Genomic DNA, 18,136 nt, shown 5'->3' with positions numbered 1-18,136 from the left:
CAGCTGCCAAGCTTGGATCTGTTACCCATGTCCTTGTACTGATGTGTCACCTATGAGTGTGAGTCGTACCGGCGCGCTTCTTTGCCCCGCTTTCTTGTCGCGCGACAAGAAAGCGGGTCGGCCGCCGGGCCGAAACCCGGCCTCGAAAAACAACCACCCGGCAGGGTCAAAAAAAGACCCACCAGCAAACCAGCAAACCAGCAAAAAAGGCGCCACCAGCATCCCTGCCAGCAGCGCCTTCCTCAGCCAATCATCAGACCAAAATCAGCGAACGGTATCGCCCAGAACAAGCCCTTCACGGCGTGGATCAGCCCCACCTTCCAGCTGCGCCTGCCCATTGCGCTGCACCCGCAAGATGGTGCCGATGCCGCTGGACTGCGCACTGATGGACACCACATGGCCCAGGGCACGCAGGCCGCTGACCAGCGGATCGTCGTTGCCGCCATTGGCCGTGTTGATGTTGGGGTGCTCGCCGCCCACGTTGGTGGTCGGGCTGTTGGCCGCGCCGAAGTCCACCATCGACGTGGCCTGCTGCGCATCCAGACCCCAGTCCAGCGCGCCGACCAGGGTCTTGGTCACGTACTGGATGATGGTGCTGCCGCCCGGCGAGCCGGTGGCCATCTTGAAGTCGCCGGCGGTGCCGTCGGTCTTCAGGTCGAACACCAGCGTGGGCGCCATGGAGCTGCGCGGGCGCTTGCCCGGCTGCACGCGGTTGGCGACCGGGCCGTCGGCGGTGCTGGGGATGGCAGCGAAGTCGGTCAGCTGGTTGTTGAGCACGAAGCCGCGCGTGACGTGGAAGGACCCCATGCTGGACTCCACCGTGGTCGTCATGCTCAGTGCGTTGCCCTTGGCATCGACGATGCTCATGTGCGTGGTGCCGGCCTCCTTGACGTCGACCACGCCCTGCGAAGGCGTACCGAAGTTGCCTGCCTGGGCCGTGCCCATGCTCTTGGTCGTGGAGATGAGGGCGGCGCGCTGGCGCAGGTAGCTCTTGTCCAGCATCAGGGCCGGCGAGCCGCCGGGCAGGGGCACGAAGTCGGTGTCGGCCACGTATTTGTCACGGTCGGCATAGGCCAGGCGCAGGGCTTCGCTGACCAGGTGCACGCCCATCACCGAAGGCTTGCCGCCCTCGCCATCGATGGCCGTGGGCGCATAGGCCTTGAGGTCGAAGTTTTCCAGAATGCCCATGGCCTGTGCCACGGCGATGCCGCCGGACGACGGCGGCGGCATGCTACAGACCATGTAGCGCGCGCGGTAGGTGGTGCAGACGGCCTCGCGGCGCTTGGCCTCGTAGCTGGCCAGATCCTGCAGCGTGGTCTTGCCGGGGGTGATGGGTGCGCCGTCCGAGACGGTCTGCGTCACGCCCACCTTGCTGACGATGGCCTGGGCCAGGTCGCCACGGTAGAAGGCGTCGGCGCCGCCATTGGCGATGCTGCGCAGCGTGTCGGCATAGGGCTGGTTGACGAACTTGGCGCCCAGCGCCAGCGGCTTGCCCTGGGCATCGAAGTACAGCTTGGCGGCATCGGCGTCGCGCGCCAGTTCCACCTTGGAGCCGTCCAGCGCCGCAGCCATGCGGCCGCTGATGGGAAAGCCCTTGCTGGCCAGGTCGATGCCCGAATTGAACAGCTGGGGCCACGCGGTCTTGCCGTAGTCCTTGTGCGCGAGTTCCAGCATGCGCAGCACGCCCGGCGTGCCGATGGAGCGGCCACTGGCGCGCGCCGAGGGCTTGGGCGCGGTCTGGTCGGCGGTGTCGTCCACGTAGCGCAGGTAGTTTTCCGTGGCGGCGGCCGGCGCGGTCTCTCGGCCGTCATAGGCCACGACCTTGCCCGTGGCTGCATCGCGGTAGAGCATGAAGGCGCCACCGCCGATGCCGCTGGACTGCGGCTCCACCAGGCCCAGCACCATCTGCACGGCCACGGCCGCATCCACGGCCGAGCCGCCGGACTTGAGCACCTCGCAACCGGCCTTGGACGCCAGCGGGTTGGCCGTGACCACCATGTACTTGGAGGTGTGCAGGGCCTTCTTGCCCAGGCGGTAGCCCGACGAGGGTTCGGGGGCGGCCGGATCACCGGGCAGGCCCGAGCCCACGACCACGCTGCCATCGCCCGAGGTGATGGCACAGGCGGCCAGGTCGTCCTGGCCCGATCCGCCATTGCCGCCGCCTCCGCACGATGCGAGGAACAGCGGCGTGGCGGCCGCAAGGCCGATCCACTGCCATGCAGGCAGGCGTTGCCTGGAAGGGGGTTGCTTCATGAAATGTCTCCTTGTGGTGCGTGGAATGCGTTGATCTTGTTCACCTGGGGCAGCACCCGCCCGCAGGCTTGCCGCGAGCTTACATCCGTTCCACCACCACTTCGCGCAGATGCAGCCACGGGGTTCGGGACGTCCGTCCAGCACCGAGCGACTCAGCAGGTAAGCAAACTTCATACCAAGCGTGTGCACTGTTTTCGATCCACCTGGGCGAAGGCATGACAACGCCCTTGGGGTCAACGCGCAAACTCGCGGTAGCCGATGACCTCGTTCATGCCGATGCCCATAAAGCCCTCGGTGCACAGCCACCGGCTGTAAGAGACACCAGCGCACGGCCGCCTCGGAGGTACTACCGGCAGCGGTCACGGCCAGCAAGCGGGCATCGCAGACCCGGTCCTCCCGCTCGAACTGCACGCGGTAGCGCCTGCAGGCCTCTGGCTGAAGCCGCAGATACACGAGCCCGCAGCAAACGAAGAAGCTCGTAATGCCGCCCCCGGGACCCCTTGGGCTTCCGCACAAACACTACGCAAGTCACTTGGTTGGTGAAGCACTACTTTTCTTGGTGGCCGTGAGCATTGCCGCTCTCAAATAAAACCAGATACATGAGAGCACCAAAAAATTCAGGAAGCCAGAATTTCCTTTTGAACTAATCAAGAGAAAAATACAAAGCACAATGGCTCCCGGCAATAATCCAGCCATCACACCGACCAACACGCATTTCCAGCCCGAAGAATTGTGGACGATATCCATATATTCCGAAGCCACACGAAATCCGTGGACCCATGAATAATACAAAACTCCCATAGCGATGGGGCCAAAAATATCTGAATCAAACATCGATCAGCACTCCCATTTTCAAATCATTTCAAGCTCTTGCCACCTCGCGGATGTTCTTGATAACTGACTGATATATATTAATATACCAAATTACAAACAAAACAACTCCAACCCCGACCTCTTCTTTTATAATCACTTGCTCCGTATTTACCCCTTTTTGCGATGAATAAAAAATATACACATAGAAAATCAATGCAATGGGAAAAATAAAAGACATATGTCTAATCAACACCACAAGACTGATGCTGAGAAATCTCGCAGCAAAATCCACACCAGAAGCCCCCCCATTGGCACGATAAGAAAATATAGCCCCCCATAAAACAATAGAAATACCAAAAAAAGAGTTGATATAGTCCCAGACTCCCACGTATTCAGGAGAACTATAGCGAGTAACTTCCACAGCAACAGCGTTCAATAAAACGAAAATCAGGACATAACCAAATACCTGTCCTTCTGATAGCTCTCGACGAATTAAGGCATTCTTTAGTTCTTTTATTTTCCAGAAAAACATAAATCCTCCATTTATATTTTATCAATCAAAAATCTTAAACAGCGATTCAGTCTCAACAACTCCTTTCGGTGAAAATTCCTTTCGCGAGCATAAAACACGGCTTTAAATTTCAAAATGAAGCGTACCAGGGAAATTGTCAGCTCTCATGACTCTATACTTCTAGAGAATATCGTCATCCCAAAACTTTCCAGGATCAGCATACTGACCATTCTTTACGACAGCACACCACCCGAATGATCTGTAGAACATCTTCAAATCCACAATCTGATAAATATCATTCTCTTCTCTCATTAAAGTTATGAGGCTTCGTGCACTATGGGTATATTCCCCACCTCCAGATGCCACAGCTCTTCGCTCCAATTCATCTCTATCCCATCCATAAACGATGCCACTCACATCAGGAACAGTATCAAAGAAAATAACCTCGAATTCATTGGATATTCTGACGAGACAGGGAATCTGTTTTTGCTTAAGCAAATCTACAGTTATCAAATTCTGGGGGAATCTTATATGCAACTTCATTAAACCACCTTTGAATCAACGACCTGACCTGAGAGAATTTTTTTGCACGTTTTCCAACGTGGCTTTTTACTTTCAATCCTCATTGTGTTTCACGCACAGTCCAGGATAATGGCTATATCACTCGTGCTGATATGGGCATTGATATAGCTGAGTTTCTTGCCGCCTGCTTATTCCACTTCCACCCTACAAACAAACCAGAAGCACTTAGATTTACAGCACACAGGAACAGCAAGACAAGCAGAACGCGGGTGATATAAACGGAAGTCCTGACCTGTGAATACTCTATACGGCCTACAGCCCAGGCGGACGAGGACAGATCAGCGGCGTGGCAGGTACTTCCCTGGGCTCATCAGGCCTGCTGATATCCACGATACGCAACCCGCACTTGCGCATGCCAGCCCAGACAAAATCCACACGGTAGACGCCATCAGCAGTGGGAGTGAACCGCTTGGTTACCGGCCCACAGGAACCTCTGCTGTACTGGTCTTGCCAGGAGGAAAAGCCTTTGACCTGCACTGGCGCATCTGCAGGCACTGCAGCCTCTCGCACGGTTGGTACGCCGCTGAGCTTGTTGCTCAACGCAGCAATCCAGGGCAGCAGCACGCCCTCGCCTCCATCGCGGACAGATCCTGCGAATTCAAAGCCTTCGCACGCCGTGGTGGCGGAACTGATGGAGAAGCTTGCCGACATGGGCATGCCTGTGGAGCGGAGATGCAATGTGGCGTCTTTGGGCTGTGGCGTGTAGTTGCGGCGAGGTTCGATGGCGCAACCGGCCAGCGCAACGGAAAGACATAGGATCAAAAAAGAACGGTCGTCTTTCATGAGATTAATTCGAATTTACTCAAAGCAAATTAAATCAAATCTTGCCTTTATCCAAATCTTTGACCCAATCTGGCAAATCCTCATCAACAACCTCCACCAAAGAAAAATTCTCCAATATTTGGTGCCATCCAGATGTTTGATAAAAAAATCTAAGATCAGATATTTCATAAATATCTTGCGATACCTCTATCAAACTAATCTCCGCAAAAGAATTATGTGTATGTACCCCACCTCCATATGATGGAGCTCTAAGATTTATTTCCTCTTTAGAGAAATCTTTCACAGTGCCTACTGCCTCAGGCAATGGAGAAAAAAATTCCACAGAAAAATCATTGCCTTTTATTTTACAAATGCAAGGAATATTTTTATTTTTAATAAAATACTCAAACCAACCATTTTTCTCAAATTTAATACATAGCCTCATAATTTATCAAAGAGAAATTCTCCAAAAATTTCATGCAATCGGAATATCCATAAAATAATTAACTCCTATCTTTATCTAACTCCCTAGCCCAATCTGGATAATATCTATCTTCTTCTTTATTTTTTTCAGCCAACATAGAATTCTCAACAATGTTTATCCAGCCATATATTTCATCAAAGAATTTCATATCAATGACCTCAAATGAATTATCAAATAAATAATTCAAACTAATCTCACCAAAACAATAGTGAGTATATTCACCACCTGCAGACGCAGAATATCTATCACATATATCTTGCAGATTAAAATCTTGGATAGATCCAATAGCCGCCATCAACGGCCTGGAGAATTCCACGGTAAAAATCCGCCCTTTTATTCTACAAATACATGGAATAAATTTATTCTTAACGATGCTCTCTGTAAAAAAATTTTTCTCAAATTCAATATTTAAAATCATTTAAATCACCTTTTCCTAGGAACAATAACATCGCCAGAAAATACCTTATTAAAACTATCAATTGGGCTGAAATATTGCTTTCCAGATGACAAAGGATCTCGTATTGCCACCACCTTTTGCCCGGTATTTGTAGTAGTCACACCATCTACAACAACAAAATGCGAGAATCCTGTTTCATTATTTGCGATTCTAACAATAACTGGAGTTCCGTTAGCTGTGTATTTTGCCAAATCATCAGTGTTTCTATTACCCCATGAGACGGCATCCACGCCATTAGCCCGCAAGATAGTTGCAGCCACCTCCGGCTTAATACCATTTGTTTCGGCAGGGAATCTCTGAATAATTCCCGGAACATCGACCGGTTTGCCTAGGGTATCTAAAACCATACCACATGAGTTATGCCCACATGTCACAGTTCCTTCACCTTGACCATATACTGCCCGATCTCCATTTCTTGGAAGTGCATCGTCCAGTAAAGGATTACGAGCCTGCCCATTTCCTCCTAGATTTCCAGTACCTTCCGTTCCGTTGGTAACAGATGTTCTTCTCAATTTTCCGATAAGGGCAGTACCGCTCATCAGAACATCAGCAAACTCATTTCCGTTTGATGCCGCCTGCAGTTGCTTGTACGCACTCCAATACTTTGGATCATCGGTTTTGCCATACAAGTACAGCAAATTATCCTGACCCAACACAGCCAGCTGCTTGATATTGTTGTCTGCTGCGCTGATCTGCCCCATCAGGTCAGCTCTGCGCTGAGGATCTGCAGTGGCCCCCAATTGCTGGTATAGCTGATCCTTGTACTTGGCAAGCTCTGTCACCACTGAGCCAAGGTCTTCTTGAATCTCCAGGTTCTGATCCACCGTCGCTGGAGCCAAACCTTTACGGATATCTTCATTGCGTTTAGCAGAACGCGCGTCCAGCTTGCTTACCTCGCCGCACGCCGCCTTGTCGCCCTTCTGGCAGGCGCTCTCACTCTTAGCCCGTTCCGTGAGCTCCTTGTGGTTGAGGAAGTTGTTCAGCGTGGCATTGGTCGAAGCCGCTGCCCCTGCTGCTCCACCGGCCACGGCCCCCACGGCCGTTCCAGCCACGGCGACCAGGGTGTTTCGCGCACCTTCGTCAACGCCCAACTCCTTCAAGGTTTCGTCCAGATGCGCAACAGCCACCTGGCTCAGGCCCGCGCCGGCAGCTCCTGCCAATCCCCCGCCCGCTGCACCAACCAATGCGTGCAGCGCGACTCGGCCGGCCCCACCTTCTTTCCATTTCTCGATTTCCGCCTCATCACCGTTGGCCATCGCCTCCTTGAGCTTGCTGTCGGCAAAGTCCCCCACCGCCTTGCTCGCACGTGAACCAAACTCCCGCGTGATCTCGATCTGCGCATTGACGTTCTCGCGCACCTTGTCCTTGTCGAAGATGGGCTTGAGGCCCGTCTCCTTGTCCCCCGTGCGCGCGCCGCTGTCACCCGCCACGCCGCTGATGCCTGCCTTGGTGGTGCTGCTGGCATTGCCGCTGTCGCTGCCCACGCCGGCACTGCCGCCCGTCAGGCCTTTACCTGTGTCGAGTGCGGCCTTTTTTTGTTCTTCCGTCTTGGCTGTGCTCTGGTCACCTGCCTGGAAGCCCACGCTGCCGCCTGCGCTCCAGCCGCTGGCGTCATATTCCGCATGGTTTTCAATGTCGCTGGTGGTCAGCTTGCCGCCGGTTTCAAAGCGGTTCTTGCCGTCGTCCATCGCCACCTGGGTGCTGGTGATGGCGCCGCCCTTGAGCGTGGTGTCGCCCTTGACCTTGACGTCAAAGCCACCGTCGCCAGCGCGGATGCCGCTTTGCTCGACCACGCTCTGGTAGTCGCTGTCGATGCGCGTTCGCCCGGCGCTGCCGCCCACGCTGGAGGCGCCGTAGCACAGGGGAGGCACGCACAGGCTGACGTTGAGGCCTGCGCTGCTGCTTTTCTCGTTGTAGGTGCTCTTGTCCTGCAGGCTTTCGATGGCGAGGTTGCCGCCTATGTCGGCCTTGACCGTGTCGGCCACGATGGTGGCGCCCTTGAGCGTGGTGTCGCCGCCGCTTTGCACGCTGGCCGTGCCGCCTGCCTTGATGTGGGTGTTGGTGTGGCTGAGGCTTTCACCGCTGCCACTGCCCTTGCCCTGGCTGAGCCCCACATTGACGCTGAAGCCGTTCTTGCTGCCCAGCGTGAAGGCCACGCCCACGCTGGCCGAGCTGCTGCTTTGGCTGTTTTGCTCGGCAAAGCGGTTTTCTGCCGCTTCCAGGACGATGTTGCCCTTGTCCGCAGCCAGGCGTACGTCCTTGCCGGCTTCCACGCTGCTGCCGCGCACGTGGACGTCACCCTGGGTGGCCGTGATGCTGACGTTGCCGTCGGCCTTGACCAGGGAGCCTACGGCGCTGTTGACCTGGTACTCGCTGGTGCTGCGGCTGGAGCTTTTGCCCAGGCTGAGGCTGATGCCTACGCTGGTGGCACTGCTGGGGTCTGCGATGAGCTGGCTGGCTTTGCCATAGGTTTCATAGGCCGCCATGCCGGCAGCGGCCGCACCCAGGGCCTGCATGCGGGCATCGCTGGTGTTGCCGGTGGCCCCGGCAATGCGGGCGACCGTCTCGCCGCCTTGCACGACATTGACCACGGGGTTGCTGATGCTGACGCTCAGCCCGCTCTGTTTGGCCCGCATCTCGAACTTGTCGCGCTCGAGCTCGCGCGCCTCGTTGATCTCAACGCTCTTGCCGACGATGTTCACATCGCCCTGCGCCAGCACGGCCGAGCCCGTCTGGCGGTACTGGTTGCCGGCCACGATGGAGGCGTTGCCGCCCTGCGCCTGCACGCTGGAGCCGGCCGCGCGCACGCTTTCGTTGCTGCGGTCGATGGTGACGGACTTGGAGCCCAGCGTGATGCCGAAGCCGCCGCCGCTGAACAGGCCCGATTTCTTGGTCTGGCTGTGGCTGGTGGCGGCGGCGCTGTCCTGGCCCGCCAGCAGTTGCACGTCGCGCCCGGCCACCAGGCCCACGTCGCCCTGGCCCACCACGTGCGAGCCGGTCACACTGATGTCGCGCCCGGCCTGCAGGTAGATGTTGTTGGCACTGAGCACGCTGCCTTCGCTGAGGCTGCTGGCGCCTTCCTCCACGGTGTGCGTGCTCTTCTTGCTCAGGAAGCCGCTTTTCTTGCTGTAGGTTTCCTCGAAGCGGCCGTGCTCGGTCTGCTTGTCCTGCAGGTTGACGTCGCGGCTGGCGATGAGGCTGGCGTCGCCCTTAGCGGTGACGGTGGCGCCCTTGAGGGTGATGTCGCCCTTGCCTGCGTCGGCCTTGCCGTTCGCCACGATGCTCAGGTTGCGGCCTGCCTCGATCTCACCGCCCGACAGGGATTCGCTGCGTTGGAACAGCGCATGGTCGTAGTTCTTGCGGTGCTCTTCCTCCAGGCTGCTGGACTTGTCCACCAGGGCTTCGACGCGCACGCTGGCGCCTTGCACCAGAACGTCCTCACCGGCCTTGATGTGCGAGCCCAGGGCCACCACGTCGCCCTTGGCCCGCAGCGTGACGCTGCCTTCGCCGCCGTCGATGGTGGTGCCGGTGTGGGTCAGGGTGTCGGTGCGCCGCTGGGTTTCGCCGATCTTGATGCGGATCTCTGGGTCGGTGAGGTTGTTGTCCGCGTCGTAGTGCTGGGTGACGAGGATCTGGTCCTCTTTGGTGTGCGTGCTTTCGGCCTTGGCGGCGGCGCCCAGGCGGATGTCGCCGTCGGCATACAGGCCCGCGCCCTTCTTGCCCTCGACCTTGCTGGCGACCAGGTCGATGTTGCCGCCCGCGTCCAGCACGATCTTGCCCGCGTCGCTGACGAAGCGGCCATCGGTGGCGGCGATATTGCCGCTGGCCTGCAGGTAGCCGCCGTCATGCGCGACGATGCTGCCGCGGCTGTTGTCGATGTCGCCCTTGAGGGAGGTCAGCAGGGTGCCGGTCTCTATCTTGCCGTCCCGGTTGTCGAGGCCGCCGCCGCTGAGGCTGGTGTAGCCGCCCGCGCGAATGCTGGCGCCGAAGTTGTCTATGCCTTCGGCGGCGCGTATGGCCAGGTTGTTGGTGACTTCGAGCTGGCCCCGGTTGATGAACTGTCCGTTGAGGTTGAGTTCCAGGTCGTTGGCGCTGATGCCGCCGGGCACGATCTGCATCTGCTTCCAGTCGGGCCAGGCCACGCTCTTGCCGCCACCCAGCAGGGCGGCCACGCCGCCTTCGGGCGTGGCCAGTTCAGGGCGCGAGAGGTCCAGCGGCCTGGAGGTCCGGGGCGGCAAGCCTTCGTCGCCCGGGCCCTTGATGTCGCTGCCCTGGCCCTTGGTGTCGCCGGCGCCTATGGTGCCGGGGTCGCCGCCCAGGACCTTGAATTCCCTGGGCGCGTCGGCCTTGTCGGCATCGCCGGTCTTGACGTCGCCCTTGACGGCCTGTCCGTCGGGGCCCTTGGCCACGTCGCCGGGCTTGACCTCGCGGTTGCGGGCTTCCACGACCAGAGGCAGGCCCGTGGCGGGATCAATGCCGGGCCGTACGGTGATGGTGCCGCCATTGATGGTGATGGCATCGCCGACGATGGTGCCGGTATCGGGCCCGACCAGAGTGATGGTGGAGCTGCCGCTGCCAGTGTTCAGGCGCGGCACGCTGCGGGCCAGGCCTTCGACGGTGACGATGTCCCCGTCGGCGTTCTTGCCCTCCCAGGTGATGGTCTGGTTCTTCTTGCGCTGCTCGATGCTGCCGCCACCCACGCTGGCGTCCGAGGCCTCATTGACCAGCGAGCCGTCGAAACCGCCGCCGATGTACAGCTGCGCACGCTGCGCCACGTCGGTGTAGCCGACGACGCGCACTTCCTTGAGCTCGGCCAGCGCGGCCGGGTATTCGGGCACCTCATAGGTGCCGTCGCGCACGTCGGGCTCGCCACTGCCGCTGCGGGTGCCCGTGGCTTCGTTGTGGATGCTGCCTTTGGCGCTGCCGGCGATGGCGACGCTGCCCTGGTTGTGCAGGGTGCCGGTCCAGGCCACGGAGTTGCCGCCATAGGACCAGCTTTCCGAGGCGCCCACGTTGATGCCGCCCACGTTGAGCTGAAGGTGGCCCAGGGCCAGCAGTTCGTTGCCGGTGGCTCCATAGGCGCCGGCCATGGTGAGGGTGGCGTCGCCCAGGCTGCCCACGGTGCCGCCGCTGTTGCTGTAGCCGCCGGACTGGATGTTGAGCTTGCCGCCCGCGACAAGGGTGCCGCCGCTGTTGCTGAAGCCGCCCGTGGTGTTGATGTCGATCTCGCCGGGCGCGCCGCCCTGGCCATAGACCGTGCCCTGGTTGCTGAAGCCCGAGCCCTTGATGCGGATGTCCTGGCCCAGCAGGTTGGCACCGTCGCCGTTGCTGACCGCGCCGCTGGCCTGCAGTTGCAGGCCGCCGCTGGCGGCCACCGTGCCGGTGTTGGCAATGCCGCCGGAGCTGGCGGTGAGCTTCGCATCGCCGCTCTTGGCCAGCAGCGTGCCCTGGTTGTCGATGCTGGCGGCGTTGATGGTGACGCTGCTGCCCTGGATCTGGCCGGTCACCCCTTCGGCCGGGGCGCCATTGCTGAAGGCACCGGCCGATGTGATGTTGACGGCGCCGCCTGCCTGCATCTGCCCGCCCGCGTTCTGCACGGAGGGGCCCGAGATGGTGAGGTCGCCCCCGGCCGAGATGATGCCGGTGCTGGCGCCACCACTGGCGCCTGCGGAAGTGTAGGGGTCGTTGACGCTGCGCGTGTTGTTGAGGCTGCCCTGGATATTGACGCTGCTGCCTGCGCTGACCACGCCCTTGTTGGTCATGCTGCCGACGTTGACAGTGAGCGCACCGCCCGCATGCACGGTGCCCGGGTCCTGGCTGTAGCGCCAGTCTTCGGGGGCGGAGCCCGCGCCGCAGCCGCTGGCCGAGACACAGCTGCGCGATTCGGTCAGCCCGTTGTCGAAGCTGCCGCCCGAGATGCTGAGGGAGCCCGAGGACTGGATCTGTCCATCGTTGCCTATGCTGCTGCCGCTGAGGGTGACGTCGCCGCCCGCCAGGGAGCCGCTGTTGGAGATGGAGCCGCCATAGACGCCGAGCGAGCCGCTGGCACCTATGCTGCCGCTGTTGCTCAGGCTGCCATCTATGCCCACGCTGGAGCCGGAGATGCTGCCCGAGTTGCCGGTGGCGCCCAGGGAGATGCCCTGCGCACCGATCTGGCCGCTGTTGTCCACGGCGGCCATGGTGATGGTGCTGGCGGCAATGTTGCCGCTGTTGCTGGTGCTGCCCGAGACGCCCAGGCTGCCCTGGGCATAGACGCTGCCGCCCTGGTTGCCCAGCGCGCCGTTGATGGTGATGTCGTCGGCCACGACGCTGCCGCTGCTCGACAGAGTGCCGCCGTGCGTGAGGTTGCCGCCCGCCTGGATGGTGCCCTGGCTACTGGTGCCGCCTGCCGCCTGCAGCGCCATGTCCTGCCCGGCGCTGAATTTGCCCTGGCTGCCCAGGCGCGTGGCGCCCCCAGCCTGGACGGTGAGCTTGCCCGGTGTGACGATGCCGCCGGCCCTGGCCAGGTTGCTGTCGATGTTGCGCGCACGGATGGAGATGTCCTGCTGCGACTGGATCAGGCCTTCGTTGGAGAGATCGCCGCCGGTGTCGATGTCCACCGCCTTGGCGAAGGTCATGTCGCCCCGGTTGCGGATGGCACCGTTGTCCGCCTTGAGCCGGGCCTCGCCCAGGAAGAGGCTGTTGCCTTCAAAGCCCAGGTTCTGCGCCGCATGGGCGTCGAAGTCGCCGGCCACGTCGAGGTTGCCGCCAAAGCTGATGCTGCCAGCCTCGCTGCGGGCGGTGAGCCGGCCTTGCGCGACGGTGGCACCGCCAATGGCAATGTCACCCCGGGACTTCAGTCCCAGGTCCTGTTCGGCAGAGACCTTGCCTGCGATGGCAATGGCGCCGCCGGAGCTGGCAAGCTCACCCTTGCGCAGTTGCAGGTCGCCGCCCACGCGCACGCCGTCCGAGCCCTGCAGGCGCGCATCGCCCAGCGTGGCGAGGCCGCCGCCCACGTCGATGGCACCGGCCTTGGCCTCGATGTCCATGCCGTCGTTGACGCGCAGCTCCTTGCCCACGGCGAAGCCCTGGCCGGCGCTGGCATCCAGCCTGCCGGTGACGCGCATCTGCCCGCCCGCCTTGCCGCCCGAAGTCTCGCCGTAGCTTTGGCCCGCACCGCTTTGCAGGCGTGCATCGCCCAGCACCAGGGTGTCGCCGGCCACGGCAATGCGTCCGCCGGCATTCGCGGCCAAGCCCTGGCCGAAGGCTGCATCTGCACCCACGGTGATGTCCGCGCCAGCGGCGATGTCGGCCGGTCCCTGGACGGTGGCCGCGCCTGCCACCTCGTGGCTGCCTCCCGCGCGGGCCTGGTAGGCGCCGCCGGTCTCCAGGCTTTGCAGGCGGATGTTGCCGCCCGCGTCGATCACGGCAGCCTGGCCGTCGGCCGTGCCGGCCACCACCTTGCCGGCCTCGGCATCGGTGCCGGCCTTGAGGCTCAGCGCCCCCGGCGTGGCCACCGTGCCGGTGACCGAGATGGCGCCCGTGCGCGCCGTGGCGTCGATGCCGGCGCCCATCAAGTCGCCCTGGATGCGCAAGGCATCGTCGGCGCGCAGCGTGGCCTGGCCCTGCGCCAGCACGCTGCGGGTGTGGACGGATGCGGCCGCAACGTCAAGATCGGCGCCGGCCTGCAGGCGTTCGGCCTTGAGGGCCTGTGCCGACCGGATGTCCATGGTACCCATGGCCGCGATGTCGCCCGCCACCGTGATGTCACGGCCTGCGCGCAGTTGCAGGTTCTCGCCGGAAAGCACGGGCCCCTGGACGTCGATCTGGCCTGCGGACAGGGCGGTGATGCCCCGGTTGGCGACCAGTTGGCCCCGGCTGGCGATGCCGCCGTCACCCGCTTCCAAGCGCAGATCGCCGCCGGCCTGCAGGCCCTTGTCCAGGCTGATGGAGCTGCCTGACAGCGCCACTTCGCGCCCGGCATAGGCATCGCCGCGCACGGCGGTATCACCCTTGGCGGCAATGCGCGCATCGCGCCCGGCATGCAGTGTTCCATCGACGAGCACATTGCCCGCCGCAGTCACGCCGGCATCGCGCCCGGCCAGCAGGTTGCCCGTTGCAATGCTGCCCGTCGAGGATTCCAAGCGCACGTCGCGCGCGGCCTGCGCCTGCTCCAGGGCGATGTTGCCCTGGCTGCGGATGTCGAGGTCTTCGTTGGTGAGGATGGACTTGGCGGTGATGCCTTCGGCGCCGGCGCTCAGGGTGGTGCTGCCTGCCGAGCGCAAGTCGCCTCCCAACTGGAGCTTCTGGCCTGCCTTCATGTTGACGGCGCCCTGGGACAGCACATCGCCGGCGATGCGGATGTTGCGGCCCTCGACGGACAGGCCCGCAGCCTCCATGCCCTTGTCGGCGGAGAAGTCGCCGCCCGCACTCCATTGCTGGGAACCGGCCGAGCCCACCTGCCCGCCCAGGCGGATGTCCCCGCCCGCCTTGCCCGTGATGCCGCCGCCCGCAAGGATGTCGCCGTGCGCCGTGAGATTGCCTGCGGCATTGAAGCTGGCCTTGCCGCCCGATGTGACCGGGCCGGCCATGGTCAGGTCGCCACCTGCGCTCAGGCCCAGGTCGCGCCCGGCAGTGATGGCGCCGTCGAACCGGGCGTCGCCCCCGCTGGAAAGATTCGCGCTGCCCGTGACACTGACATCGCCACGCGCATGCAGGGAGTCGCCGACGCGCAGGTTCAGGTCGCCGCCGATGGACAGGCCTTTTTCCGCGCTGCCGAGATCGACCCTGCTGGCGTCCACATTGGTCTCGCCGGCCGAGATGTCACCGTTGATGCCCACGGTGCCCGCCTTCATGCTCAGCGACTGGCCCACGTGGGCACTGCCGATGAGGTCAACCGATCGAACACCGTCGAGCTGGAAGTTCTCGCCAACGACGCTGCGTCCCGTGACGTCGATGGTATCGGCCGAAACCTTGGCGCTGCGGTTGACCTGCAACTGCCCCGACAGCAACGCACCTTGGCCGGCCCGCATGTCCAGGCTGCCCGCGACTGCGGTGACGCCGCCCAGCGACGCACCTTCGCCCGCGTCGATGGCCAGGTCGCCACCCACCAGCAGCTTGCCGGTCTGGTGGACGTTTTTGCCACCCAGTGTGGTGGCGCCCGCAACCTGCACGGTGCTTGCGCCAGAACCCATCTGCAGGTCGCCACCCGCACGCGCCTGCAGGCTGCCGGCGGTCACGAGATCGCCGCTCACGGCGATGCCGCCCTGCGCGCTTTGCAGCCGGATGTCGCCCTGCGCCTGAACGGGTCCGTTGAACTGCATGCCATCGCGGCCGCTGACCTGCAGTTGCTTGCCCGCAGAGACTTCTCCAGCAACGCTGACATAGCCATCGCTGTCGATGCGGATGTCCCGTGCCGATGCCAGGGAACCCGTGCTGACGCGGCCGGCGCTCTGGATCTCCACGTCGCGCTGGTAGGCCAGAAGCGGGCCCTGCAGGTTGACGCCCATGCCGGCATCGGTGGAGATGACACGGATCTGGCCTGCGGTCATGGCACCGAGGGCCGTGGCATCGATGGCCAGAGCCCGGCCCGACTGCGCCGGAGCCGGGGTCAGCGGGGACTGCGGCGATTCGGAAGCGGCACGCGCGGAGCCCGGCATGGCGGGCGTCTTGCCTGCCGTCAGGTTGATGCTGGAGATGTCCTGGTTCAGGTAGTGGGCGCGCAGGGGAGCGTCGATGCTCAGCGTCTCGCCGATCAGGTCCAGCTGTCCCACCGTGCCTTCGATGCCCGAGCCGCGCACTTCGATGCGGCCACCGGTCACGTCGAAGCCCTGTTTTTTGGCATCCTGGAACGTGCTGCCCAGCCCCCCGGCATCCAGCCAGGTGGGCCGGCCCGTGCTCAGGGTAAGCCTGGGCGTATTGACCACGCCACAGCCATCGCAGGTGATGCCGTTGGGATTGGCGATGATGACGGTGGCGGGCGTTCCGAAGACTTCCACCGTGCCCCGCATCTGGCTGGGTGTTCCGGTGACGGTGACCTCGTTGACGATGGTGTTGGCCGCGCGCCCGCCAGACAGATTGGGATTGGCAGCCGCCGTGCCGCCCAGCAACGGCGTGCCACCGATGAGGCTGTTGTTGAGAACGACACCGGACGTTGGCACATCGAAGCGCTCGTACTGGTTGAGCGAGGTTCCGGCCGCATTGGGCGCCGTGATGTTGACCAGGGCACCACCACCCGGCAGCGACTGGATGCCCGGCTGGAAGGCCATCGGCGCGCGCGGGTCGGCAATCGGCCCGCCGAAGGGACCTGCGATGGCCCCGGCCGGCGGCTGCGGCTGGGCCTGCGCGGTGCCAACCATGACCAGTTGCAGTTGAGTCAGGCAGAAAACAGCGGCCATGAACGCCGCTGTGCGCCGGGCCCACCGAGGGGCGCGGTGCGCGGTTCTCGGTTCCTCGGGCACAGGGGAGGACTGTTGGTTGTGCTGGCTCATGGTCGGTGCATGCATGCTGGGCTCCCTCTTCATTGCTCTGTCTTGTCTGTCTCTGTGTTGCTGCTGTCTTGCTGCCGGTGCGCCTGTGCGGGCGGTACAGCGCTAGAACTGGTAGGCCAGGCTGGCATTGACACGCCAGCCGGGCTTGGGCATTTCACTGGGTGTGCGCAACGGCTTGCCCGCGATCAGCTCGGCGAAGCCGCCCGCGAAGGCGATGCGCAGCCCGCCTCCCGCGCTGGCCAGGGCATGTGAGCGGCTGTCTGCAACGGTGGACAGCCGCGCCGCATCCACAAACAGGTAAGGCTCGTAGCGGATCTGCCCGCCCAGGATCTGTGGCGGCCGCTGCAACGCCCATTCATTGCGCCAGACCATGCCCTTGTCGCCGCCAACGGCCGATTCGGGAAATCCGCGCACGCTGCCCACGCCTCCGGCGAAGATCTGCTCGGACGAGTACAACGGATGCCGGCTCCATTGGCCCAACGCACGCGAGCGCCAGGTCAGGAGGCTGCCCAACGGCCGCTCCACCGATGCCGACAGCTCCAGCTTGGTGAACCGGTAGCGGGCGGCCTCCCGGGGCAGGTCGGCCGGGTCGCGGTTGGTGTCCAGCCAGGGCATGCCGCGCGAGATGCCCGCATCGACCGTCCACTGGCCCAGCCCCTCGCCGGCTTGAAAGCGCGTGAGGCGGTTGATGCCCAGGCGCAGCACGGCCTGGGTCTGCGGGCTGAGCGAGATGTTGTTGACGGAACGCTCGGACTTGCGGTGCGAGAAGCTCAGGTCCATGGCCGTCTTGCTGTTCTGGTCGCGCTGCAACAGGCGGCTCAGCGACAGCGTGTAGGTCTTCGATGTGCCGTGGACCAGCGCGGTGTCGCCGATGAGGTTCTGGTACTCCGAGACGGAAGCCATTGCCGACAGCGTGGCATAGCCCAGGGGCATGGAGAAGGTGCCATACAGGGCGTTGGTTTCCGTGCTGGTGGTCAGGCCGGCGCCCAGCGACTCCATCAGGCCCAGCACATTGCCGGCGTCCAGGCCCAGCTGCACGCGAAGGCGGCCGGTGGCGGCCGCGCCCTGGTTGTCCAGCGAGACGTTGTAGCGCGCGGCCTGGCCCGCCTGATTGACGAACTCGACGATGGAGCCGCCCGGCTGCGTGCCCGGGCGGATCTGCACCTGCACGTTGTTGCGCCTGAGGCGGTTGAACTGGTCCACCGACTGCTCGATGTCGCGCAGGCGCAGCACGTCGCCCTGCTTCATGGCAAGGGCCAGATGCACGCCCGGAGCCTGATCGTCGCCAGGACCGACGGGGGTGCCGTTGAACAGCAATTGCTCGATACGGCCCGGCACGATGGTGAGGGACAGCACGCCCTCCTGCAGGCTCTGGTTGCCCACGTAGGCACGCGAGGTGGTGTAGCCCGCAGCGATCAGGGCCCGGTTGACCCGCTCCAGCAGCACGTTGATGTGTTCGACCCCGATCGAGCGGCCGACAAAGGGCGCGGTGACCCTGGCAAAGACAGCCTCCGGCAGCAACGCCATGCCGTCTTGCCTGATGGTATGAATGGGAAAGGCCGGTCCCTGGGGCTGCAGGCCTTCGGGGAATCGGTCGTCCATGCCTGCGGCTGCGGCAGCGGGTTGCTCGAATTCAATGCTGGCGGGTGCGGAGCGGCGCAGCATTTCCTCGCGCAGTTTTTCCTGCTGCTCGCGGATGATCTGGTCGTTGGGGTCGCGCGCAGACACGGGCTGTGCATGGACGAGCATCGGGCTGAGGGCCAGCGCGCAGATGCCCGCGGCGGAGATCCAGTGGCTCATGCGGT

At 62.4% G+C, this 18,136-nt stretch carries 8 protein-coding genes; all 8 read right to left on the bottom strand.

Annotated elements, in window-relative coordinates; genetic code table 11:
• Window positions 1-264 precede the first annotated feature (264 nt).
• Window positions 265-2,253, bottom strand: coding sequence for a gamma-glutamyltransferase (gene ggt / locus ACF8NF_RS15660; RefSeq protein WP_074924328.1), 1,989 nt, complete (start codon window positions 2,251-2,253; stop codon window positions 265-267).
• Window positions 2,254-2,781: 528 nt separating this feature from the next.
• Window positions 2,782-3,087, bottom strand: a complete 306-nt coding sequence (locus tag ACF8NF_RS15655) for a hypothetical protein (RefSeq protein WP_143044719.1) — start codon at window positions 3,085-3,087, stop codon at window positions 2,782-2,784.
• A gap of 28 nt (window positions 3,088-3,115) precedes the next feature.
• The gene (locus ACF8NF_RS15650; protein WP_392450827.1) at window positions 3,116-3,598 is read right to left on the bottom strand and encodes a hypothetical protein; all 483 of its coding nucleotides are present in this window, start codon (window positions 3,596-3,598) and stop codon (window positions 3,116-3,118) included.
• A gap of 813 nt (window positions 3,599-4,411) precedes the next feature.
• A complete protein-coding gene (locus ACF8NF_RS15645; RefSeq protein ID WP_143044717.1) occupies window positions 4,412-4,942 on the bottom strand; it encodes a hypothetical protein in 531 nt (176 codons plus the stop codon).
• Window positions 4,943-4,976: 34 nt separating this feature from the next.
• Complete coding sequence (locus ACF8NF_RS15640; protein ID WP_143044716.1) at window positions 4,977-5,366, bottom strand: hypothetical protein; 390 nt, start codon at window positions 5,364-5,366, stop codon at window positions 4,977-4,979.
• A 58-nt stretch (window positions 5,367-5,424) separates the two neighbouring features.
• The gene (locus tag ACF8NF_RS15635) at window positions 5,425-5,823 is read right to left on the bottom strand and encodes a hypothetical protein (RefSeq protein ID WP_143044715.1); all 399 of its coding nucleotides are present in this window, start codon (window positions 5,821-5,823) and stop codon (window positions 5,425-5,427) included.
• Window positions 5,824-5,828: 5 nt separating this feature from the next.
• Window positions 5,829-16,199 carry a hemagglutinin repeat-containing protein gene (locus ACF8NF_RS15630; protein ID WP_392450826.1) on the bottom strand — a complete coding sequence of 3,457 codons (10,371 nt, stop codon included), beginning with the start codon at window positions 16,197-16,199 and terminating at the stop codon, window positions 5,829-5,831.
• A 234-nt stretch (window positions 16,200-16,433) separates the two neighbouring features.
• Window positions 16,434-18,131 carry a ShlB/FhaC/HecB family hemolysin secretion/activation protein gene (locus ACF8NF_RS15625; protein WP_061289830.1) on the bottom strand — a complete coding sequence of 566 codons (1,698 nt, stop codon included), beginning with the start codon at window positions 18,129-18,131 and terminating at the stop codon, window positions 16,434-16,436.
• Window positions 18,132-18,136 lie beyond the last annotated feature (5 nt).

Source organism: Delftia sp. WSY_22, assembly GCF_043104185.1.
GTDB lineage: Bacteria > Pseudomonadota > Gammaproteobacteria > Burkholderiales > Burkholderiaceae_C > Comamonas > Comamonas tsuruhatensis.
This window is presented reverse-complemented; position numbering and strand designations above follow the sequence as displayed.